The 20,759-nt window shown below is 70.4% G+C and carries 17 protein-coding genes and 1 riboswitch; of the genes, 9 read left to right on the top strand and 8 right to left on the bottom strand.

Annotated features, from left to right (window positions below; all coding sequences use genetic code 11):
• Positions 1-119: 119 nt before the first annotated feature.
• Together ABZV40_RS38210 and ABZV40_RS38205 are read right to left on the bottom strand one after the other, a co-directional pair.
• Positions 120-515 (bottom strand): subtilase-type protease inhibitor, encoded by a 396-nt coding sequence (locus ABZV40_RS38210; RefSeq protein ID WP_355453431.1) that lies wholly within the window; start codon positions 513-515, stop codon positions 120-122.
• Positions 516-628: 113 nt separating this feature from the next.
• Positions 629-1,450: a MerR family transcriptional regulator gene (locus ABZV40_RS38205; protein ID WP_355453428.1), complete on the bottom strand. Its 822-nt coding sequence runs from the start codon at positions 1,448-1,450 to the stop codon at positions 629-631.
• Between the two features lie 101 nt (positions 1,451-1,551).
• Between ABZV40_RS38205 and ABZV40_RS38200 the strand changes: the two genes are divergently transcribed.
• The 3 genes from ABZV40_RS38200 to ABZV40_RS38190 all read left to right on the top strand — a co-directional run bounded on the left by ABZV40_RS38200 (position 1,552) and on the right by ABZV40_RS38190 (position 3,469).
• Positions 1,552-2,475 carry an anti-sigma factor RsbA family regulatory protein gene (locus ABZV40_RS38200; RefSeq protein WP_355453425.1) on the top strand — a complete coding sequence of 308 codons (924 nt, stop codon included), beginning with the start codon at positions 1,552-1,554 and terminating at the stop codon, positions 2,473-2,475.
• A gap of 138 nt (positions 2,476-2,613) precedes the next feature.
• Positions 2,614-3,039: a DUF742 domain-containing protein gene (locus tag ABZV40_RS38195; protein ID WP_355453422.1), complete on the top strand. Its 426-nt coding sequence runs from the start codon at positions 2,614-2,616 to the stop codon at positions 3,037-3,039.
• Positions 3,040-3,106: 67 nt separating this feature from the next.
• The gene (locus ABZV40_RS38190; protein ID WP_355453440.1) at positions 3,107-3,469 is read left to right on the top strand and encodes a lipopolysaccharide assembly protein LapA domain-containing protein; all 363 of its coding nucleotides are present in this window, start codon (positions 3,107-3,109) and stop codon (positions 3,467-3,469) included.
• Here the strand turns inward: ABZV40_RS38190 and ABZV40_RS38185 are convergent.
• Positions 3,423-6,047 (bottom strand): LuxR C-terminal-related transcriptional regulator, encoded by a 2,625-nt coding sequence (locus tag ABZV40_RS38185; protein WP_355453419.1) that lies wholly within the window; start codon positions 6,045-6,047, stop codon positions 3,423-3,425. The genes ABZV40_RS38190 and ABZV40_RS38185 overlap by 47 nt on opposite strands.
• 281 nt (positions 6,048-6,328) lie before the next feature.
• Here ABZV40_RS38185 and ABZV40_RS38180 point away from each other — a divergent pair, with 281 nt between their 5' ends.
• Positions 6,329-8,911: an AAA family ATPase gene (locus tag ABZV40_RS38180; protein ID WP_355453416.1), complete on the top strand. Its 2,583-nt coding sequence runs from the start codon at positions 6,329-6,331 to the stop codon at positions 8,909-8,911.
• A 34-nt stretch (positions 8,912-8,945) separates the two neighbouring features.
• Positions 8,946-9,449, top strand: a complete 504-nt coding sequence (locus ABZV40_RS38175) for an EF-hand domain-containing protein (protein ID WP_355453413.1) — start codon at positions 8,946-8,948, stop codon at positions 9,447-9,449.
• Between the two features lie 472 nt (positions 9,450-9,921).
• Here the strand turns inward: ABZV40_RS38175 and ABZV40_RS38170 are convergent, their stop codons facing one another.
• From ABZV40_RS38170 to ABZV40_RS38160, 3 genes are read right to left on the bottom strand one after another with little or no spacing between them, the layout of a single operon-like run.
• Positions 9,922-10,476 carry a hypothetical protein gene (locus ABZV40_RS38170; protein ID WP_355453410.1) on the bottom strand — a complete coding sequence of 185 codons (555 nt, stop codon included), beginning with the start codon at positions 10,474-10,476 and terminating at the stop codon, positions 9,922-9,924.
• Between the two features lie 10 nt (positions 10,477-10,486).
• The gene (gene folE, locus ABZV40_RS38165; protein WP_355453407.1) at positions 10,487-11,035 is read right to left on the bottom strand and encodes a GTP cyclohydrolase I FolE; all 549 of its coding nucleotides are present in this window, start codon (positions 11,033-11,035) and stop codon (positions 10,487-10,489) included.
• A complete protein-coding gene (locus tag ABZV40_RS38160) occupies positions 11,032-11,412 on the bottom strand; it encodes a DoxX family membrane protein (RefSeq protein WP_355453404.1) in 381 nt (126 codons plus the stop codon). Before ABZV40_RS38160 ends, folE begins: the two co-directional genes overlap by 4 nt.
• Before the next feature lie 78 nt (positions 11,413-11,490).
• Here ABZV40_RS38160 and ABZV40_RS38155 point away from each other — a divergent pair, with 78 nt between their 5' ends.
• Complete coding sequence (locus ABZV40_RS38155; protein WP_355453401.1) at positions 11,491-12,144, top strand: helix-turn-helix domain-containing protein; 654 nt, start codon at positions 11,491-11,493, stop codon at positions 12,142-12,144.
• Between the two features lie 171 nt (positions 12,145-12,315).
• On the opposite strand, the gene cobN is transcribed toward ABZV40_RS38155, so the two are convergent.
• Complete coding sequence (cobN, locus tag ABZV40_RS38150) at positions 12,316-15,879, bottom strand: cobaltochelatase subunit CobN (protein ID WP_355453398.1); 3,564 nt, start codon at positions 15,877-15,879, stop codon at positions 12,316-12,318.
• Positions 15,880-15,913: 34 nt separating this feature from the next.
• Positions 15,914-16,046, bottom strand: a riboswitch (cobalamin riboswitch).
• A gap of 8 nt (positions 16,047-16,054) precedes the next feature.
• Between cobN and ABZV40_RS38145 the strand changes: the two genes are divergently transcribed.
• From ABZV40_RS38145 to cobJ, 3 genes are all read left to right on the top strand, one after another.
• On the top strand, positions 16,055-17,137 hold the full coding sequence (locus ABZV40_RS38145; protein WP_355453395.1) for a hypothetical protein: 1,083 nt from the start codon (positions 16,055-16,057) through the stop codon (positions 17,135-17,137).
• Between the two features lie 331 nt (positions 17,138-17,468).
• Positions 17,469-18,089: a precorrin-8X methylmutase gene (locus ABZV40_RS38140; RefSeq protein ID WP_355453392.1), complete on the top strand. Its 621-nt coding sequence runs from the start codon at positions 17,469-17,471 to the stop codon at positions 18,087-18,089.
• Complete coding sequence (gene cobJ / locus ABZV40_RS38135) at positions 18,086-19,549, top strand: precorrin-3B C(17)-methyltransferase (RefSeq protein WP_355453390.1); 1,464 nt, start codon at positions 18,086-18,088, stop codon at positions 19,547-19,549. Before ABZV40_RS38140 ends, cobJ begins: the two co-directional genes overlap by 4 nt.
• On the opposite strand, the gene ABZV40_RS38130 is transcribed toward cobJ, so the two are convergent.
• Positions 19,524-20,705 carry an MFS transporter gene (locus ABZV40_RS38130; protein ID WP_355453387.1) on the bottom strand — a complete coding sequence of 394 codons (1,182 nt, stop codon included), beginning with the start codon at positions 20,703-20,705 and terminating at the stop codon, positions 19,524-19,526. The two genes, cobJ and ABZV40_RS38130, sit on opposite strands and share 26 nt — an antisense overlap.
• Positions 20,706-20,759 lie beyond the last annotated feature (54 nt).

The following is a 20,759-nucleotide window of genomic DNA, read 5'->3' as shown; positions in this document are numbered from 1 at the left end:
GGGCGACACGCCCCCCCCCCTACCCCCCCGCCCGGCCGTCGTGCCCATCCCTCGATCAAGGGCGCCTACATCCACCTGGAGTGGATGAAGGCGCCCTTCATCGACCTCGGGCGCGGGCGCTAGGGAAGCTCGGGGACGAACACCGATCCGGTCGCGCGGATCAGCTCGCACGTGTTCGGGAACGTGTGCTCGTACGAGATCTGACGGCCCCGCCAGGTGCCCGTCGCCGTCACGGTGACGGGCTGGTAGATGTCGGTGCACAACAGCGTCGGCTCGCCGGGCAGCGCCGTGAGGTCGCCGTGGGCGGCCTCGATCTCGGCGCACGCGGCGTCGGGGTTCGGGTGGTCACCGCCGTCCGGGTCGCACGTGAGCGTGTGCACGGTCGCGGGGGCCTGACCCTCCGGGGTGACGGTCGTGGTCAGCTCGCCTTCGGCCGCCGCGGCGGTCCCGGCCAGCGGGAACGCGAGGCCGGCACAGGCGAGTGCGGACAGGATCACGATTCGCTTGCTGTTCATGCCTTTCGGCTTCCCCCGCACCCCGGAGAGCCAACATATTCCGGGCCGCGTGACCACCGCCCACCCCCGCGGTCAAGTCCACATCGGACGGACGGTGGCCCCTCAGTGCCGGTCTACGGCCTGGTGATCTCCAGCTGCAGCTCGGTCACCCAGTCGGCGGGGTCACCGTGGCCGTAGTTGAGGTACACCTCGCGGGCGAACCCGTGCTGCTGGTACCCGTGCGCCTCGATCCACGCCGCGACGGCCTGGTAGGTGGCGTGGACGTCGTCCATCGGCCCGCGGTGCACGATCGTCGCCGCCTCGGCCAGCGCCGGCAGGTCCACGACCTCGAAGTCGTAGGAGTCCGACGGCTCGACCGACACCGTCACGCCGGCCTGCACGAGCACCTGGTCGCCCTCGGCCGGCTCGTAGGTGGCGATCCCGTAGCCGGTGATCTCCACCCCGGCGCGCTCCATTCGCGCGAGCAGTTCCGGGTACAAAGGCTGGATGACCGGACCGATGTCCTCCGGCCCGTAAGAAGCCGCAGTCGCGGTCAGACGAGCAATTCGGGCAGTGGGAACAGGCTTCACAACGATCTCGTCGGTGGGCATGGCGCCTTCCCTTTCAATGGCGCGGAGACGTGCCTCGACGCGGCGCAACCGCGACTCGTCCGCAAGAATCTGCTGCCGCAGCTCGGCGCGCCGGAACGTTAGCATTCCGTGCAGCTGCTCGGCGGAAACCTTTTCGTCGAGCACGATTCCCACCTGGTCGAGCGTGAGACCGAGGTCCTTCAGCGCGACCAGCCGGTTGAGCCGCTGCAGTTGCGCGGCGGTGTAGAAGCGGTAGCCCGACGACGGGTCCACGTGGGCCGGCGGGAGCAACCCGACCGCGTCGTAGTGGCGCAGCATCCGCACCGACACGCGCCCCAGATGGGCGAAGTCTCCGATGGTGAACATGACTGCTCCTGTGTAGGGGCTGACACGGTGTGAGGGTCAAGAAATGATGGTTTGAGCAACGCGCCGGGTGCGCATCCTGGGGCGTTGACGAGAGGTGGCACATGACGTTCGCGCATCCCGCGTTGTTCTACTCCGATGAGGACTCCTACATCGACGGGACCGTCCCGTTCGTCGTGGAAGGGCTCGCGAACGCCGAGCCGGTGGCCATCGCGGTGCCCAGCTCGAACCTGCGGCTGCTCAAGGAGGCGCTGAGCGGGTTCGCGCACCTCATCACGTTCATCGACATGGCGGACACCGGCCGCAACCCCGGCCGGATCATCCCCGAGCTGCGCGTCTTCGCCGACCGGCACCGCGGGCCCGTGCGGATCATCAGCGAACCGGTGTGGGACCACCGCACCGAGGTCGAGTACCCCGCCTGCGCCCTGCACGAGGCGCTGGTCAACTACGCGTTCAGCGGCCGTGACCTCAGCATTCTCTGCCCCTACAACACGTCGGTGCTGGGCCACGACGTGCTGGCCGACGCCGAGAAGACCCACCCGGTCGTGATCGACGCGGGCGGCCACCGCCCCAGCGACCACTTCCACCCCGCGCGGGTCGTCGTCGCCGCGCACTCGCTGCCGTTGGCGACCCCGCAGGACGCGGCGAGCACGTCGGTCGGTGCCGGCGCGATGGCGGCGGTGCGGGCGTTCGCCCGCGAGCAGGCGCTGAAGCTGGGCCTGGCGCAGGAACGCCTGGACGACTTCGCGCTCGCGGTCACCGAGCTCGCGACCAACAGCGTGCGGCACGGCGGCGGGGAGAGCACGGTCCGGGTCTGGGCGGAAAGAGAAAGTATTGTTTGCCAAGTCAACGACAACGGCCACATCACCGATGTTCTGGCCGGACGCACGCCTGTTCACGCAAACGATCCAGGTGGTCGCGGTCTGTTGCTGGTGAACCGTTTGGCCGACCTCGTGCGCACCCAAACGACGTCGTCGGGGACCGCGATCCAGGTCAGATTCGATCTGAGGAACAAAAAGGCAACGTGATCGACATACATTCGGGCGTTCTCGTTATAGCTTGAGCACGTGCACGACGAGGAAGCGACGGAAATCGGTTACACGGGGGCCCGTTTCGGGTCTCCGAAGATCCGGAGACGGCTGCGTGACGAGCGAACCCAGGACTCGGTGACGCAACAACTGCCTCGTCAGGAACCGTTGCGCCAACGCCCGCCGGAACCGCCGCCGGAGTGGCCGATGCAGGAAGAAGACGACGCACCACCCGCCCACACACGGGACAGCGCTCTCGTTCGCCCGTACGCGCGCACCGGCGGCCGCACCGCGGCCCGCCACGATCTCCGCCTCGAAACGCTGCTGTCGACCGACGAAGAACGGCTCCACCACGCGAACAACGACCAGGCGGCGATGATGCGGCTGTGCCTGCAACCGCGGTCGGTCGCCGAGATCTCCGCGCTCATGAAGATCCCGCTGGGTGTCACGCGCGTGCTGCTGAGCGACCTGATCACGCTCGGCCTGGTCGCCGTGCACGAGCCGGGCGACAAGCCGAACATGGCGCTGCTCGAACGTGTTCTGGCAGGCCTGCGCCGGTTGTAGCCGGTGGCGGCCACCCGTTCGCCAACAAGCGCGATCACGCCGGGTCGCCGATAATCAACCCGTGGCGATGCCGAACGACGAGACGTCCGAACCGATCACGAAGCCCGTGCCCGCACCAGGAGGCGGGGCCGCACCGAGGAAGCCGCGGCCCACCAGGATCAGCGGCGCCTGGGTGGCCGTGCTGGTCGCGATCGTCGTGCTGATCTTCCTGCTCGTGTTCATCCTGCAGAACGGCGACAACACGACCATCCACTTCCTGTGGGGCCAGGCCAGCCTGCCGCTCGGCGTGGCGCTGCTGCTCGGCGCGATCGGCGGCGCGCTGCTGGTCGCGGTCGTCGGCGCGGCCCGCATCCTGCAGCTGCGGCGTCAGGCGAAGCGGGCGATCACTGATCGTCCCTCGACCTCATCACCAGCTCGACGCGAGAGCTGATCCCGAGCTTGCGGAAGATCTTGCGCAGGTGGAAGTTCACCGTGTGCGGTGACATGAACAACTGCGTCGAGATCTGCCGGTTCGTCTGACCTTTCGCCACCAGGTTCGCGATCGCCCGTTCGGTGTCGTCCAAACTGGACCATCCGGACGCAGGGCGCACCGGCGCGGCCCGCCGGCGCCGGCCGAGCTTGCGCAACCGTCCGAGCACCCGCGCGCTGTCCCGTGACGCGCCGATCTCCCGGTAGAGCCCGAGCGCGTTCTCCAGTGCTTTCACCGACGCCGCGCGGTCGCTCGACTCCGTCAGCATGACGCCCAGGTCCTCGGCCGCGTTCGCCCGCGCCCACAGGTCCCGGTGCTGCTGCGAAGCCCGTTCCACCAACGAGGTGTCGCCGTCGAGCAGTCCTCGCGCGTGCAGCGCGGCCGCCGCCACCGCGCGGAATCCCGGGTTCTCCTCGGCGAGTCGCTCCACGCGGTCCACCACGGCCTTGGCCAGCCGTTCGTCGCCCGCCTCCAGGGCTCGCCGCACGAACCACCCGGCCGCGCGGGGTTCCTCGGCGAACAGCCCGGACGTCACCAGCCCCGGATACTCGTCCGTCAGCAGCTCCAACGCCTTGTCCAGCCCGAAACCCACGTACGACACGAGCACGTCGGCCCACTGGTAGTAGGCGCGCGAGAAGAGGATCCCGTCGGCCGGGAACTGGCCGCGGTAGCGCTCGACGTGCTCGATCGCGGCCGGAAGATCGCCGGTGTGCAGCGCGACCTTCGCGAGCACCGCCAGCGCCGGTGCCATCAGCGCGGTGTGCCCGGTCTCCTCCGCCGCGGACAGCGCGGTGCGCGCCTCGACCGCCGCTTCCTCGATCCGCCCGGCCTGCAACAGGATCCGTGCCTGCACGACCGAGGTCATCAGTTCCTTGGTGACCACCGACGACGGTCCGCTGCGTGCCCGCCGCACCACGCTGTCGGCCTCGGAGAACTCGCGCAGCCCCGAGTACAGCGTCGCCAGCAGCAGTTGCGGGTAGGCGCACAGGTCGTACGAGGTGACGGACTGCGCGGCCTCGCGCGCCAGTTCCAGTGCCGCGCCGGGCTGTCCGGTGTCCCGCGCGATCGCCGCCAGCACCGCGAGCGCGGTGGCCAGCACGTCGTCCGGCGAACCGGTGTGCGCGCGCACGACCGCCTCGGCCAGTTCCTCCGCCCGTCGCCGGTCGTGGCCGAGCAACGCCATCATCCGGGTGATCTCCACCCACGGCACGAGTTCCGGCCGCAGATCCGGCTCGGCGAGCAGCACCTCGGAGATCTCCACCGACTCGGCGTGCTGCGCGCCCAGCAACGTCGTGGTCGCCACGCAGTGCCGCAGCTCGGCGGCCGGTGCCGGGGAGACCTGACGGGACAACGCGTCCTGCGCGAGCGCTTGCGCGGCCGTGAGCCTGCCCGCCGCGGTCAGCGCCCGCACCGCCACGACCGTGCGCTGCACCAGGGAGGCGGACGCCTGGTCGGTGAGTTCGAGCGCCCGCACCGCGAGCTCGGCCGCGGCCTGCGGAGCGTTCCACAGCAAGGCTTTCGCTGCCGCCACCAGTCCGTCGATCGACCGCACGTCACCGCGCTGGGCGCCGTGCAGGAGGTGCTGGGCGGCGGTGACCGCGGAATCCCCGCGCCCCAGCAACATCTCGCCGGCCTCGCGGTGCAGCGCCCGCCGCACGGGTGCCGGCACGGAGTCGGCGACGAGCCGCCAGACCAGCTCGTGCCGGAACGCCAGCTTGTCGTCCAGCGACGTCAGCACACCGGCGCCGATGGCCTCGTCCAGTGCGGGCAACAGGATCGCGGTGCTGGACGCCAGCATCTCCGCGAGGTCACCGGGTTCGAAGCGCGGCCCGAGCACCGACGCCACCTGCAGCACGTGCCTCGCCTTGCCGCTCAACGAGCTGACGCGGTCGCGCAGCAACGCCTCGGTCCGCCGAGGCGAGCGGTCACCGCGCAACGACGCGTGTCCGCCGGAGACCTGGACCTGACCGTCTTCGCTCAGCGCGGTGAGAAGACCGATGAGTGCGGCGGGATTGCCCCGGGCGGTCGACGCCAGCGCGCGGAGATCGTGGTCGGGAGCTCCGCCGACGAGATCGGCGACGAGGTCCGCGACCACGTCGTCGGCCAACGGGCGAAGCTCGATCCGCACGGCACCGCGGGCCGCCGCGGCGGCGTACAGGCGGTCCGCGCCCTCACCGCACCGGCGGGCGAGCAGCCAGACGACCTTCTCGCGGGCGGCAGCGGGTAGCAGTGCGCGCAGAGCGGCCAGGGTTCCCGGCTCGGCCAGGTGGAGATCGTCGAGCACGACGAGCGTCGGCCCCTGCGGCCCCCGTTCGGCCAGGCGGGCCAGCAGAAAGGGCTGATCGAGCTCGTCCTCCGCCGTGGCGACCTCGAAACCGCGGCGCGCGGCGAGGGCGGCGGCTTCGGCCAGCAACCGCGTCTTGCCGGTTCCCGCCGCGCCGTCGACCAACACCACTCCGGTGCCCGCGTCCAGCACACCGCTCAGGAGCTCGTGTTCTCCCTCGCGGCCGCGGAACACCCCGTTCCGATTCCCCGACACCATTTTTCCTTTCGCTCCGCGGCGGCGGAGAACAAGCACTGCCCTACCACGACGACCCGCGTGCCGACCAGCCCCGAGGCAGCAGCACTGGACCATCCGGATGACCACGTGAGGCCGTCTCCCGGCTGCCGCTACCCATTCGAGTAGCAGCCCGGCGGATCATACGGGTTGCATCCCCTGCTGAGACGCCCATAGCGCAGGAACCTTTACCTGGGCAAGTGGCGCGGTTTCTCCTAGCATCAATTCCGCTGATCCATTCACCCGCAGATTCTGGAGAGATCTTGGGAAACCGGCGGAAAGCGTGGTGTGCCGGAATCAGCGACCAGGTGACGCCGGGCACGACCACCGTGCTGGAAGGCGCGCCCGGTACCGGCAAGACCGCGGCGCTCGACGACCTCGCCGCGCACTGGGAATCCTCCGGCAGGAACGTCGTGCGAGCGCGAGGGAGTGCGCTGGAGGGCGATCTGCCGTTCGGGATCGTGGCCCAGCTCTTCGACCTGACCGACCCCGCACTCGTGCCGCCGGAGGCTCTCGGCGCGCTCCGGCTGACCGCGCCGGCCGCCGACTTCGCCGTCCTGCACGGCGTGTACCGGCTGGCCGCGGCACTGGCGGGGACGTCGGGGCTGCTCATCGCGGTGGACGACGTGCAGTGGGCGGACGCCGCGTCGTTGCGCTGGCTCGCCTACCTGGCGTTGCGGGTCCAACGTCTGCCCATCGCGCTCGTGCTGGCCGTGGGTGAGCGGTGTGATGATCCTGCTTATGGCGAGATCATCGCGACGTGTCGTCGTGTGGTGCTCGGCAACATGTCGTGGGACGCGGTGCGTGCTCACGTCTCGTCAACGCTCGGCGTGCCGGCTCCCGAGTTCGTGACCGCCTGTCTGGACGCGACCGGCGGCAACCCGTCGATCGTGACGCGCCTGGTGCAGGCGCTGGCGGAGGACGGGGTACCGCCGACCGCCGAGGCCGCGTGGCAGGTCGTGCAACGCGGCGCGGAGGTGCGCGGCGAGGTCGTGGCCGCCCGGCTGCGGCGTCGTCCGGCCGCCGTCGTCACCACCGCGCACTGCCTGGCGGTGCTGGGACCGTCACCGCATCCCGGCGTGCTGGCGGAGCTGACCCGGCTGAGCCCGGTCGAGCTGGCCGAGGCGATGCGAACGGTGCAGCTGTTCGGCGTGACCGGGCCCGCGGTTCTCGACGACCTGCCCGCGTCCGCGCGGGCTGCTTTGCATCTGCGGGCCGCACAGGCGTTGCGTGCGCACGGCGCGTCCGACCGGGCCGTGGCCGAGCAGCTGCTGGAGACCTCGCCGGGGCTGGAGCCGTGGGCGGCCGAGGTGCTGGACCGGGCGGCGCAGGAGGCGGTGAACCGCGGCGACACGTCCGGCGCCGCGCGGTTGCTGTGGCGGGCGTTGCGCGAACCGGTGGCGAACCCGGCACGGGCGTTGCGGCTGCTGGGAGTGGCCGAGCTGGTGGGAGACCTGCCCGGCGCGACGTCCCGGCTGCGGGAGGCCTATCAGTCCGATGTGGACGACTCCGAGTCCGCGGTGGCGTTGTCCTACGCGCTGCACGCCGAGGGGAAACCCGCCGAACTGACGTCCCTGCTGGCGAATTCTTCGCCGTGGGCGCAGGCGCATCTGGCCGTGCACGGGCTGGCGTGGCAGGAAGCCGTGCCCGTGTCGGCTTCCCTTGGCACCCCCGCCGGGGTTCTGCACCACGTGATGGTCGGCGACATCAGCGCCGAGGAGGCCGTTGCGCTGGTGTCGACCGGGACCACGACGTCCGCGCTGGCGTCCGCGATGGTCCTGAACCTGGCCGACGCGCTGGATTCGGCGCTGACCGTGCTGGACGACGTGGACCGCGCCCAGGCACCGGCGTTGCGCGCGCTGACGTACGTGATGCGCGCGAACGTCCAGCGCCGCAAGGGAGATCTCGCCTCCGCCCGCGCCGACCTCACGCTGGCGGGTGATCACCTGCGCCAGGACCGGCGGTGGCACGCGATCTCCGCCTGGCACGCCGCGCTGGTCGCCGACATCCTGCTCGAAGAGAGCCGTCTGGACGAGGCGGACGCCCTGATCTCCGAAGCCTCGACCGACGAAGCCCGGCGTGTGTGGTCTTTCGGCGGACTGCTGACCGTTCGCGGACGGATGCTCACCGCGCGAGGCGACGATCACGAAGCGCTGGAAGCCTTTCTGGCCGCCGGACGGCACTGCGCCTCGTGGCCCTACCGCAATCCCGCGGCACTGGCGTGGCGTTCCGGCGCCGCACTGGCCTGCGCGGCGCTGGGCGACGGCGAACGCGCCCGTGAGCTCGCCTTGGAAGAAGTGGCTCTGGCACGCGCCTGGGGTGCTCCACGGGCGTTGGGCATGGCGTTGCGCGCGGCGGGCCGGGTCACCGCCGGTGCGGCCGGGCGGACGCTGCTGGAAGAAGCCGTGCGGGTGCTGCGGTCCTCCCCCGCCCGTCTGGAACTGGCGCGCGCGCTGGTCGATCTCGGTGTGGTGTCACGACGTCAGGGCGACGCCGCTGCTGCACGCGCGTGTCTGCGTGACGCGCTCGATCTCGCGCAGAAGTGCGGCTCGTCCGCGATGGCCGCACGGGCTCACTCCGAGCTGGTGGCGACCGGCGCCGGACCCCGCCGCCTGCGCCAGACCGGCCCGACCGCGCTCACCCCGACCGAGCACCAGGTGGCGGCGCTCGCGGCCCGAGGACGGTCCGACGAGGAGATCGCCTCGACTTTGCTGATGCCCGCGGACGCCGTCGAGGTCGTGCTGTCCGGCACCTACCGCAAGCTCGGCGTCTCCGGCCGGCTGCAGCTGTCCGAGGCGCTCGACGCCGGACCGCCGACGGTTGGTTCGGACCCGTTCGGCCGATAGTTTCCGTTGCACCGTTCGGCCTATTGTGGCGCGCATGGCCAGTGACCTGCAAAGACGCAAGGTGACAGTGGTGTTCGGAGCCATGGACGCCAACGGGGACGGTTATCTGACCGAGAGCGATTTCCGTGCGCTCACCGCCCGCTGGGTGTCGTTGCGCGGCGGTGACGAGGAGCTGCTGTCCAGCGTGATGATGGGCTGGTGGGCGACGCTCACCGCCATCGCGGGCAGGGACGAGGTGACCATCGACAACGTCCTGAGCATCGTGGACGCGCTCCCGAAAACCCCGGAGGCGGTCACCGACACCGCCGACGCGATGTTCGCCGCCGTCGACGAGAACCGGGACGACTACATCTCCTCCGACGAGTACCGGACGATGATCGCCGCCTGGCTGGGCCACGACGGCGTCACCGACTTCGCCGCGCTCGACTCCGACGGCGACGGCAGGTTGTCGCGCGAGGAGTTCGCCCGGCTGTGGCTGGAGTTCTGGGCCGGCGACGACGCCTCGGCGGCCGGCACCTACGTGTTCGGCCCGGTCTGAACCGCGCCCCGCAACGCCCTTGGAGATCGATGAAGGGCTCCTTCATCCACCTGGCGTGCAATGCCAGGAACTTGAGCGGCTCCGGGAGCGCGATCTACGAGGCTCGCGAAGGTCACGCTGGTGGCCAGTCGGCCGGGAAGCTTCCGGCCAGTGGCTCTTGATCGCGAACTGACGCACGGACGCGCACCTCGAACGCGTGGTCGAGGCCGACTCGAATCCGCGCCAGTTGATCTTTATGAAGGGAACCTCTATCCACCTGGAGTGGATGAAAGAGCCCTTCATAAAGATCAACACTTGCGGATATGTCCGGCATGTCCGATGGGATCGCTCCCACGGGTCAGGCTGCTCCACAGCACCACATGACAGGCCGCTGGATCGAGAATCCATGGGTTCCTCATCGACGCGCGCTTGAGTTCCTGGCATTGCACCTCAGGTGGATGAAGGAGCCCTTCATCGATCTCGACGGCCCGGTCTAGCGGATCACCGCGAGCCGGCCGGTCCTCGGCTCGCCGTCCTGGTGCCAGAACCCCGTGACGAGGCCGACCGCGTCTTCCGGCGGGCCGTCCGCGACGATCCGCCGGTCCACGTCGATCCTCACCGCACCCGGGACGAGCGGCCCCGGCCGGCGCAGCACACCGCGCGCCCCGGCCGCATCGAACCCCGTACGGGCAGCCGGTTCCGCCTCCCCGCCGGTGGCGACCAGGTCCAGGATCGCGGTGATCCAGACCGGGTCGGTCACGGCGTCGTAGATCCACCGCGTCCCGAGCACGCTGTGCTCGGCCGTCCTGACGAGCGAGCCACCGGCCAGCGGTGCGTGCCGGTACGTCAGCGGCACGTGGTAGACCGCCTGGCCGTCGTGGAGCAGATGCGTCTCCACGCCGACCTCGCCCGCCGGGTCCTCGAACCGGAAGAACCCGGTCGGCCGCAACGCACCCGTCCCTGAGTACCACGGCTGGTCCGCGACCCACGCGGGCAGGAACTCGCGGAAGTGCGGGGTGAGCGTGGCACCGGCGTGGATTTTCCCCATGCCTCGCAGGCTACGCGTGCACGAGGGTGAAGAACTCCTGCCGGGACGCGGGGTCCTTGCGCAGCACGCCCTGCAACGCCGACGTGACGGTGCGGGATCCGTTGACCCGCACACCGCGCAACGCCATGCACATGTGCTCGGCCTCGATCACCACGCCGACTCCCTTGGGGCGCAGGTGTTCCTGCAACCAGTCGGCGACCTGCTTGGTGAGCCGTTCCTGCACCTGCAGGTCACGCGCGAACATCTCCACGACCCGTGCGAGCTTCGACAGCCCGAGGATCCGTTCGCCCGGCAGGTAACCGACGTGCGCGACGCCGTGGAACGGCAGCATGTGGTGTTCGCACAACGACTGCACGGGGATTCCGCGCGCCAGCACCAGCTCGTCGTAGCCCTCGTCGTTGGGGAACGTCGTCAGGTTGAACGAGCGGGGCGTCAGCAGCTCGGTGTACGCCTCGGCGACGCGGCGCGGCGTGTCGGCCAGGTGCACCGAGTACGGGTCCTTGCCCAGTGCCTTCAACAGGTCCGCGACCGCCTGCCGCGCCGCCTCGGTGTCGATCATGCGCGCACCGCGAGCCTGGACAGCGCGAGCGCCGCGACCAGCAGGCCGAAGTCGCGCAACGCGATGTCGTAGTAGCCGGACAGGGTCAGCAGGTTGACGATGATCCCGAACAGCCAGGCCGCGACGACGAGCCCGCCCCACTTCGGTCGCAGCGCCACGAGCACGCCGGCCACGATCTCGATCACGCCGACGATGTACATGGCCGTCTGCGGGGTGCCCGGCACGATCGAGTCGATCCACGGCGCCAGGTACCGCGGCCAGTCGACGAGCAGGTTGAAGAACTTGTCCAGCCCGAACAGGATCGGCGCCACCGTGAACACCGTGCGCAGCAGCACGAACGCCTGAGTGGCCGGGTCCGTGCGCGTCATGACCGCCATGACTCCTCCTTCTAACGACAACTTGCGTTAACGTTAGAGCTGGGTGCCGATTATCGTCAACTGGAGTAGGTTTTAGAGATGGCCGACCCCGTCGCCGCCGTCGCGGCCCTCGACGAGCCGAACCGCCGCAAGCTCTACGACTTCGTGGTGCGGCAGACCGCGCCCATCAGCAAGGACGAGGCCTCCGAGGCCATCGGCCTGCCGCGCACGACCGCGGCGTTCCACCTCGACAAGCTGGTCGAGATGGGCCTGCTGGACGTCCTGCACGAACGCCGCTCAGGCCGCACCGGTCCGGGCGCCGGCCGCCCGGCGAAGCTCTACCGGCGTTCCGGCGAGCAGATCGAGGTGTCGCTGCCCGACCGGCGGTACGAGGCCGCGAGCCACCTGCTCACGGACGCGCTCCTGGAAGCCGAGAGCACGGGCGAGCCCGCGCGCGAGATCCTCAACCGGCGCGCCTACGAGTGGGGCGCGGATCTGGCCGCGCAGGCCTCGGGCGAGGTGACGAAGGCGTTGGAGGACTTCGGATTCGAGCCGCGCGACGACGGCGGCACGATCCTGCTGGGCAACTGCCCGTTCCACAGCCTGGCCCAGAAGCACACCCAGCTGGTGTGCGGGATGAACCTCTGTCTGATCGGCGGCCTGCTGGACGGCATCGGGGCCCGCACGCACACCGCCGCCCTGGCCCCCTCCCCAGACCACTGCTGCGTCCGCCTGACCCCCACCTCCACCTAGCTCGGCCGCACGCGGGGCCCTTCCGTGCGCTCCTGGAGTACGAAAGCTCCCCGCGTGCTCAAAAAGCCCACCCAATCGTGTTTCCGCCGGGGAACGCGGGGGCCCCGCGTTCCCCGGAAGGAAACGCGGGGCCCCCGCGTGCGGAAAGAATCAGCTGAAAGAGTGAGGCGGTCAGGCGCCGTCTTCCAGGTCGCCCTCGGTTTCGAGGTAGGCGGCGCGGAGGGCGTCCAAGGTGGACGGCTCCGGGTGTTCCCACATCTTGCGGTCCGCGGCTTCGAGAAGGCGTTCCGCGATGCCGTGCAACGCCCACGGGTTCGAGGTCTGCAGGAACTTGCGGGTCTCCGGGTCGAGCACGTACGTCTCGGTCAGCTTCTCGTACATCCAGTCCGCGACCACGCCGGTCGTGGCGTCGTACCCGAACAGGTACTCGACCGTGGCCTGCAGCTCGAAGGCGCCCTTGTACCCGTGCTGCCGCATCGCCCCGACCCAGCGCGGGTTCACCACGCGGGCGCGGAAGATCCGCGAGGTCTCCTCGGTCAGCGTGCGGGTGCGGACGGCCTCCGGACGCGTGCTGTCACCGACGTAGGCCGCGGGTGCCTTGCCCGTCAGCGCCTTCACCATCGTGACCATGCCGCCGTGGTACTGGAAGTAGTCGTCCGAGTCGGCGATGTCGTGCTCGCGGGTGTCGATGTTCTTGGCCGCCACCGCGATCCGCCGGTACGCCGACTCCATGTCCTGCCGCGCCGCCACGCCGTCGACGCCGCGCCCGTACGCGTAGCCGCCCCACACCGCGTAGACCTCGGCGATGTCGGACGAGTCGCGCCAGTTGCGGCTGTCGATCAACGGCAGCACGCCCGCGCCGTACGCGCCCGGTTTGGAACCGAAGATCCGCAGCGTGGCCCTGCGCCGGTCGCCGTGCTCTTCCAGGTCCTTCAGCATGTGCGCGCGCACGAAGTTCTGCTCCGCGGGCTCGTCCAGCGCGGCCACCAGCTGCACGGCATCGTCCAAAAGGGACACGACGTGCGGGAAGGCGTCGCGGAAGAACCCGGAGATCCGGACCGTCACGTCGATGCGCGGCCGCTCCAGTTCCTCCAGCGGAACGACTTCGAGGCCGGTGACCCGGCGCGACTGGTCGTCCCACACCGGCCGCACGCCCAGGAGCGCGAACACCTCGGCGATGTCGTCACCGGCCGTGCGCATCGCCGACGTGCCCCACACCGACAGGCCTACCGACGGCGGCCACTCGCCGTCGTTCTCGTCCCGGTACCTCGCGAGCAACGAGTCGGCCATCGCCTGGCCGGTCTCCCACGCGAGCCGCGACGGGACGGCCTTCGGGTCGACCGAGTAGAAGTTGCGGCCGGTCGGCAGCACGTTCACCAGGCCGCGCAACGGTGATCCGGACGGCCCGGCCGGGATGTACCCGCCGTCCAGCGCGTGCAGCACGTTCGTCATCTCGTCGGTGGTGCGCGCCAGCCGCGGGACCACCTCGACGGCCGCGAACTCCAGGATCTTCCGCACGTCGGCCGACTCGTGCAGCGTCGAGGCCACGGCCGGGTCCCAGCCCGCGTCCTCCATCGCCTGGACGAGCGCGCGAGCCTGTTCCTCAACGGCGTCAACGTCTTCACGGGCCGTGCCGACGAGCCCGAGCGCCTCCCGCAGGCCCGGCAGCGCGGCGACCTGACCGCCCCACATCTGCCGTGCCTGCAGCATCGCGAGCACGAGGTTGACCCGGACCGAGCCGGTCGGCGCCTGGCCGAGGACGTGCAGCCCGTCGCGGATCTGCACGTCCTTGACCTCGCACAGCCAGCCGTCGACGTGCAGCAGGAACTCGTCGAACTCGGCGTCGTGCGGCCGGTCGTCCAGGCCGAGGTCGTGGTCGAGCTTCGCGGCCTGGATCAACGTCCAGATCTGCGCCCGGATCGCCGGCAGCTTGGCCGGGTCCATCGCGGAGATGTTGCCGTACTCGTCGAGCAGCTGCTCCAGCCGTGCGATGTCGCCGTAGCTGTCGGCGCGGGCCATCGGCGGCACGAGGTGGTCGACCAGCGTGGCGTGCGCGCGCCGCTTCGCCTGCGTGCCCTCACCGGGGTCGTTGACGAGGAACGGGTAGATCAGCGGCAGGTCGCCGAGCGCCGCGTCGGTGCCGCAGGACGCCGACATGCCGACGGTCTTGCCGGGCAACCACTCCAGGTTGCCGTGCTTGCCGACGTGCACGACCGCGTCCGCGCCGAACTCCGCCTCGATCCACCGGTAGGCCGCGAGGTAGTGGTGCGACGGCGGCAGGTCCGGGTCGTGGTAGATCGCGATCGGGTTCTCGCCGAACCCGCGCGGCGGCTGCACGATCACCACGACGTTGCCCGACCGCAGCGCCGCCAGCACGATCTCGCCCTCGCGAGACTTGGAGTGGTCGACGAACAACGAGCCGGGCGCCTCGCCCCAGTGCTCTTCCATCGACTCGCGGAAGTCCTCCGGCAGCGTCTCGTAGTACGCCCGGTAGTCCGCCGCCGCGATGCGCACGGGGTTGCTCTCGAACTGCTCCTGCGTCAGCCAGTCCGCGTCCTGCCCACCGGCGGCGATCAACGCGTGGATCAGCGCGTCGCCGTCCAGCTCGTCGACGCCGGGCAGCTCGGTGCCGATGTCGTACCCGTGCTCCCGCATGGCCTTCAGCAACCGCACGGTCGACGCCGGCGTGTCCAGGCCGACGGCGTTGCCGATGCGGGAGTGCTTGGTCGGGTACGCCGACAGCATCACCGCGATCTTGCGGTCCTCCACCGGGATGTGCCGCAGCTTCCCGTGCCGGACCGCGATCCCGGCGACGCGCAGCGCCCGTTCGGGATCCGCCACGTACACCGTGAGCCCGTCCTCGTCGATCTCCTTGAACGAGAAGGGAACCGTGATGATCCGACCGTCGAACTCGGGGATCGCCACCTGCGTCGCGGTGTCCAAAGGGGACAGTCCGTCGTCGTTCTCGTCCCACGACTCGCGGCTCGACGTGAGGCACAACCCCTGCAGGATCGGCACGTCCAGCGCGGCGAGCGCGCCGACGTCCCACGCGTCGTCGTCGCCACCGGCACTCGCCTTGGCGGGGTTCGTGCCACCCGCCGCGAGCACCGTGACGACCAGCGCGTCGGCCTGGCGGAGCGTGTCGAGCAGTTCGGGCTCGGCGGTGCGCAGGGACGAGCAGTAGACGGGCAGCGGCTTCCCGCCCTTGGCCTCGATCGCGTCGCACAACGCGTGCACGAACGCCGTGTTGCCCGCGACGTGGTGCGCCCGGTAGTAGAGCACCGCCACCGTCGGGCCTTCGTTCGACGGCTCGCGCTCCAGCACACCCCAGGTCGGCGTGGCCTGCGGCGGGGCGAACCCGTGCCCGGTCAGCAGAATCGTGTCTTCGAGGAACTTGTGCAGCTCGGCGAGGTTCGCGGCACCACCGTGCGCGAGGTAGAGGTGCGCCTCGGCGCACACGCCACCGGGCACCGTCGACAGCTCCATCAGCGCCGCGTCCGGCTGCTGCTCACCGCCCAGCACCACCACGGGCAGGCCGCCGGCCAGCAGCCAGTCGAGCCCTTCCTCCCACATCCGGCGCCCACCGAGAATGCGCACCACGACCAGGTTGACGTCCTGGACCAGCGCCGGCAGGTCGTCGGCCGCGAGTCGCGCGGGGTTGCCGAGCCGGTACTCGGCACCACTCGCCCGAGCCGACAGCAGGTCGGTGTCGGAGGTCGACAGCAGCAGGATCACGCAGGCTCCATCCCTCGTGGGGTCCTCGCCCCAGGTTGCGGGTGACAGGCGAAGCGGAGTTCCTGACTCCCAGCTGCCGCTGGTCACAGTGGCGGGACCGCGCCGGATTCACACCGGCTTCCTCCTGCGCTTCGTCGTTCGGGCTCACCCTAACCGGCGGGTTACAGTCCGACCTATGCGTACTCACCCGGATGCCTGCCCAGGCGCCGTCGAGCTGCACCAGGCGGCCGACGGCGGACTCGCGCGCATCCGGGTCCCGGGCGGCACTCTTTCCGCTGCTCAGTGGGACGTGGTCCGGGTTGCGGCGCTGGAACTCGGGAACGGCTCGCTGGAGCTGACCTCGCGGGCGAACCTCCAGATCAGAGGCCTCGCGGACGGCGCCGAGCTGGGTTCACGCCTGCGTGCGGCCGGTCTGCTGCCCTCTGACACGCACGAACGCATCCGCAACATCATCGCCGCACCGCTGGAGGACAACCAGGCGCTGGTCGACGCACTGGACGAGGCCCTGTGCGCGGACCCGGAACTGGCCTCGCTACCAGGGCGTTTCCTCGTCACGGTCGGGTTGCCGGTGAGCGGCTCGGGCGGCGACTTCGGGCTGGTGGACGACGTGCTGCTGCTCGCCGGTACCGATACCGGTGTGCGCGTCACCGACCCCGTCGACGCCGTCGTCACGGCCGCCCGCCTCTTCCAGCAGCTGCGCGGCCCGGCCTGGCGCCTGTCCGAAGTGGACGGCGGTGTGCGAAAGATCACCGAGCACTTCGGCGCCACCGACGTCCCGCGCATCACCCCGGCTGTGACACCGGTCGCACCTTCCGCGGTGACGCCGGGCGTGCCGCTGGGCCGCCTCGACGCCCACCAGCTCCCCGGCGTCCCGGTCCGGCTGACCCCGTGGCGCAGCCTGGTCGTGCCGCCGGGAACCGACACGTCCGGCCTGATCACCGATCCCGCCTCGCCCTGGCACGGCGTGAGCGCCTGCACCGGCCGCCCCGGCTGCGCCAAGTCGCTGTCCGACGTGCGCGCCGACGTGTACGCCTGGCTCGCCCGCCCGGAATTGTCAGACCTGCCTGAGACGATTGGAGTGGGGACCCGATCCCCCCAGGGGGCCCTCCAATCGGGATCGATTCCGCAGCGCCCGGTGCACTGGTCGGGCTGTGCCCGCCGCTGCGGCCGCCCCGTCGGCGATGTGATCGAGTTCGTCGCGATCGGCGACGGCTACCGCCGCATTGCCGGCACCGCCCGCGACGAGGAGATCAGGTGACCTCCACCTGCCTCGCACTCCTGTGTCACGGCCGTGTGCGACGGGGCGAGCCCGTGCCGTCTGCCGTCAGGCCCGCAGGCATCGCCCGAGCTGTCGCGGGCCGCGGCTCGGCACCACCGCTCGATCTCGACCGGCGAACGGCCTTCGTGTTGCGGGAAGTCATGCCGGGCGTTGCGATGCGCACGCGCCGTTGCCGTCGCCGCCTTGAGCGAGGTCTTGCTCCACACCAGGCGGACACAGCCGAACGACAAGACGGCCCGTGTGCAGGCCGTTCGCACAACGCACATCCAACCGGGAGCGACATGTCTGACCACGTCCGTCGGAGGTCTTGGTGACGGAGTACATCAAGGACGGCGCGGAGATCTACCGCAAGTCGTTCGCCACCATCCGCGCGGAGTCGGACCTCACCAGGTTCCCAGCGGACGTCGCCCAGGTGGTCGTCCGCATGATCCACGCGTGCGGCATGACGGACCTGCCGGGCGACGTCGCCTTCTCCCCCGACGTCGTCCGCAACGCACGCGTTGCCCTCCGCAACGGCGCCCCGATCCTGTGCGACGCCAACATGGTCGCGTCCGGCGTGACGCGCCGCCGCCTGCCGAAGGACAACGAAGTCCTCTGCCTCCTCCAGGATCCGCGCACGCCCGACCTCGCGAAGGCTATCGGCAACACCCGCAGCGCCGCCGCCCTGGAGCTCCTCCAGGACCGGTTCGAGGGCGCCGTGATCGCCATCGGCAACGCCCCCACCGCGCTGTTCCACCTGATCGACCTGATCGACGCAGGGGCTCCGCGACCGGCCGCCGTCCTGGGCATCCCGGTGGGTTTCATCGGCGCGGCAGAGTCCAAGGAAGCTTTGGCCGCAACGGATCTGGAGCACCTGGTGGTGCACGGGCGGCGCGGCGGCAGTGCCATGACGGCGGCGGCTATCAACGCGATTGCGAGTGAAGAAGAGTGACGGGCAAGCTCTACGGCGTCGGTCTGGGTCCTGGCGACCCGGAACTCGTGACGGTCAAGGCCGCGCGACTCATCGGGGAAGCCGACGTGGTCGCGTTCCACAGCGCCCGCCACGGCCGCAGTGTCGCGAAAACCATCGCGGAGCCCTACTTCCGCAGCCAAGATGATCCAAATCCGCAGATCCTCGAACAGCTGGTCTACCCGGTCACCACCGAGGACACCGACGACTACCAGGGCGAGATCGACCAGTTCTACGAGGAAGCGGCCGGAAGACTCGCCGCGCACCTCGACGCCGGGCGCAACGTCGTCGTCCTGGCCGCGGGCGACCCGTTCTTCTACGGCTCCTACATGCACATGCACAAACGCCTGAAAGACCGCTACGAGTGGGAAGTGGTCCCCGGCGTCACGAGCGTCAGCGGCGCGAGCGCGGTCCTCGGCACCCCGCTGGTCGAACGCGACGAGGTCCTCACGATCCTGCCCGGCACGCTCCCACCGGCAGAACTGGCCGAACGCCTGAAGAACACCGACTCGGCCGCGATCCTCAAGCTGGGCAGGACTTTCGGCAACGTCAAGCAGGCCCTCGAAGACGCGAACCGGCTGGACAGCGCCTGGTACGTCGAACGCGCCACCACGGGCCGCCAGCGCACGTCGCCGCTGGCCGACGTCGACCCGGACACCGTCCCGTACTTCTCCCTGGCCCTGCTGCCCAGCCACTCCAAGCCCACGCCCGAAAAGGGCCACGTCACGGTCGTCGGCCTCGGCCCGGGAGCACGGGCCTGGCTCACCCCGGAAGCCAAGCTGGCCCTGGAGTCCGCGGACGACCTGGTCGGTTACACCACCTACCTCAACCGCGTCCCGGACCGCCCCGGCCAGACGAAGCACGCCTCCCACAACCAGGTCGAGTCGGAACGCGCGGCCTTCGCCCTGGACCTGGCCCGCAAGGGCAGGCGCGTGGCGGTCGTGTCGTCGGGCGACCCCGGCGTGTTCGCCATGGCCACCGCGGTCCTGGAAGTCGCCGCGGAAACCCGGGACGTCCCGGTGCGGATCCTCCCCGGCGTCACCGCCGCGAACGCCGTGGCGGCCAAGGCGGGCGCGCCGCTCGGCCACGACTACGCGGTGATCTCGCTGAGCGACCGGCTCAAGCCGTGGGACGTCATCGCCGAACGCCTCACCGCCGCCGCCAAGGCCGACCTGGTGATCGCGATCTACAACCCGGCGTCGAAGGCCCGCGCGCACCAGGTCGCGGACATGCGGGACCTGCTGCTGCAGCACCGTTCCCCGGACACGCCGATCGTCGTGGGACGTGACGTGGGCGGCCCAGAGGAGGAGATCCGCGTCGGCACCCTGAAGTCGCTGGACCCGGACACGATCGACATGCGCTGCCTGCTGATCATCGGCTCGTCCCAGACCGTGGTGACCGAGGAAGGCGTGGTCTTCACGCCCCGGCGCTATCCGTCCTGAGCAGCGACGGAGTCGCCAGCAGCAACAGCCCGGAAAGGGTGATCGCGGCGAGCGGGCTGGTGAGCGTGGCCAGGCCGCCCCAGATCACCATCAGGGCGGCCTGCACGAGTTTGCTGCTGACGCTCCACGTCGTGAGCACCTGCGCGGCGCGATCCGCGGGCGTGCGCTGAAGGCGTTCGGTCGCGAGGATCGGGTTGAACACGCCCATGCACGTGATCAGCAGCCCTTCGACGACGATCACGGTGAGCAGTCCCGCGACGCCGGGCTGGACCAGCGCCAGCCCGAGCGGGAAGAACGACCGCAGCCAGCCGGAGACGACCATCACCCGATGCCTGCCGTAGCGCGCGCAGAGCGGTGCGGACAGGCGCGCGCCGACGAAGCCGCCGAGCGCGGGGACGCCGAACGCCAGACCGTACTGCCAGGCCGGGAAGTGGTACTCGCCCAGCAACAGCACGGTCAGCACCGGCGCGGTGGCCATGATCAGGCCGCTCACCAGGATCGCGTTGAGGAACAGCCGCCGCAACGCGCGGTCGCCGAGGATGAACCGCCAGCCGGACAGCAACCCGGAGGCCCGCGACGCCTCGGGTGAAGCGACGTCGCTGCCCCGGATGCGCAGAATCCCGAGCGCGGACAACAGGTAGCTGACAGCGTCGGCGAGCACGGTGACGACCGGGCCGAGCACCCCGACGAGCGCTCCGCCCAGCGGCGGACCGGCCGCGATCGCCACCCAGCTCGTGCCCTCGAACCTCCCGTTCGCGACGAGCAGCCGGTCTCCGTGCACGAGGTGCTTCAGGTACGCGCCGGACGCGGCGGTGAAGGCGATGCTCGCGGTTCCGGACACGACCGAGACGGCCAGCAGCTGACCGAACGACAGCGCGTCGCAGAAGTACGCGAGCGGAATGCTCGCCATGGCGAGGAACCTGAGCAGGTCCATCGCGATCATCACCGGACGCTTGGCCCTGCGCTCGACCCACGGCCCGGACGGCAACGCGACCACCGCCGCGACGGCGAGCCCTGCCGCTTCCAGCAACGACACTGCGAATGCGGTGGAGTGCAACACCTGGACCGCGATGAGCGGGAACGCCCCGAACGCGATCCACGTGCCGTAAGTGCTGACGGCATATGCCGACCACAACCATCGGAAGCTGCGCCCCATGTGCCGCATCACATCGCCCGCACCGCGGCAAGATCAAACAACCGCCTCCCGGCG

Source organism: Lentzea sp. NPDC004782 (genome assembly GCF_040609115.1).
GTDB lineage: Bacteria > Actinomycetota > Actinomycetes > Mycobacteriales > Pseudonocardiaceae > Lentzea.
This window is presented reverse-complemented; position numbering and strand designations above follow the sequence as displayed.

Bases quoted from the DNA above. Each gene is read 5' to 3' on its own strand.
- ABZV40_RS38170 (WP_355453410.1), bottom strand. From the start codon at position 10,476: ATGGGGAAAATCCACGCCGGTGCCACGCTCACCCCGCACTTCCGCGAG.
- ABZV40_RS38175 (WP_355453413.1), top strand. From the start codon at position 8,946: ATGGCCAGTGACCTGCAAAGACGCAAGGTGACAGTGGTGTTCGGAGCC.
- folE (WP_355453407.1), bottom strand. From the start codon at position 11,035: ATGATCGACACCGAGGCGGCGCGGCAGGCGGTCGCGGACCTGTTGAAG.
- ABZV40_RS38145 (WP_355453395.1), top strand. From the start codon at position 16,055: ATGCGTACTCACCCGGATGCCTGCCCAGGCGCCGTCGAGCTGCACCAG.
- ABZV40_RS38205 (WP_355453428.1), bottom strand. From the start codon at position 1,450: ATGTTCACCATCGGAGACTTCGCCCATCTGGGGCGCGTGTCGGTGCGG.
- ABZV40_RS38160 (WP_355453404.1), bottom strand. From the start codon at position 11,412: ATGGCGGTCATGACGCGCACGGACCCGGCCACTCAGGCGTTCGTGCTG.
- ABZV40_RS38200 (WP_355453425.1), top strand. From the start codon at position 1,552: ATGACGTTCGCGCATCCCGCGTTGTTCTACTCCGATGAGGACTCCTAC.
- ABZV40_RS38155 (WP_355453401.1), top strand. From the start codon at position 11,491: ATGGCCGACCCCGTCGCCGCCGTCGCGGCCCTCGACGAGCCGAACCGC.
- ABZV40_RS38190 (WP_355453440.1), top strand. From the start codon at position 3,107: ATGCCGAACGACGAGACGTCCGAACCGATCACGAAGCCCGTGCCCGCA.
- ABZV40_RS38210 (WP_355453431.1), bottom strand. From the start codon at position 515: ATGAACAGCAAGCGAATCGTGATCCTGTCCGCACTCGCCTGTGCCGGC.
- ABZV40_RS38130 (WP_355453387.1), bottom strand. From the start codon at position 20,705: ATGGGGCGCAGCTTCCGATGGTTGTGGTCGGCATATGCCGTCAGCACT.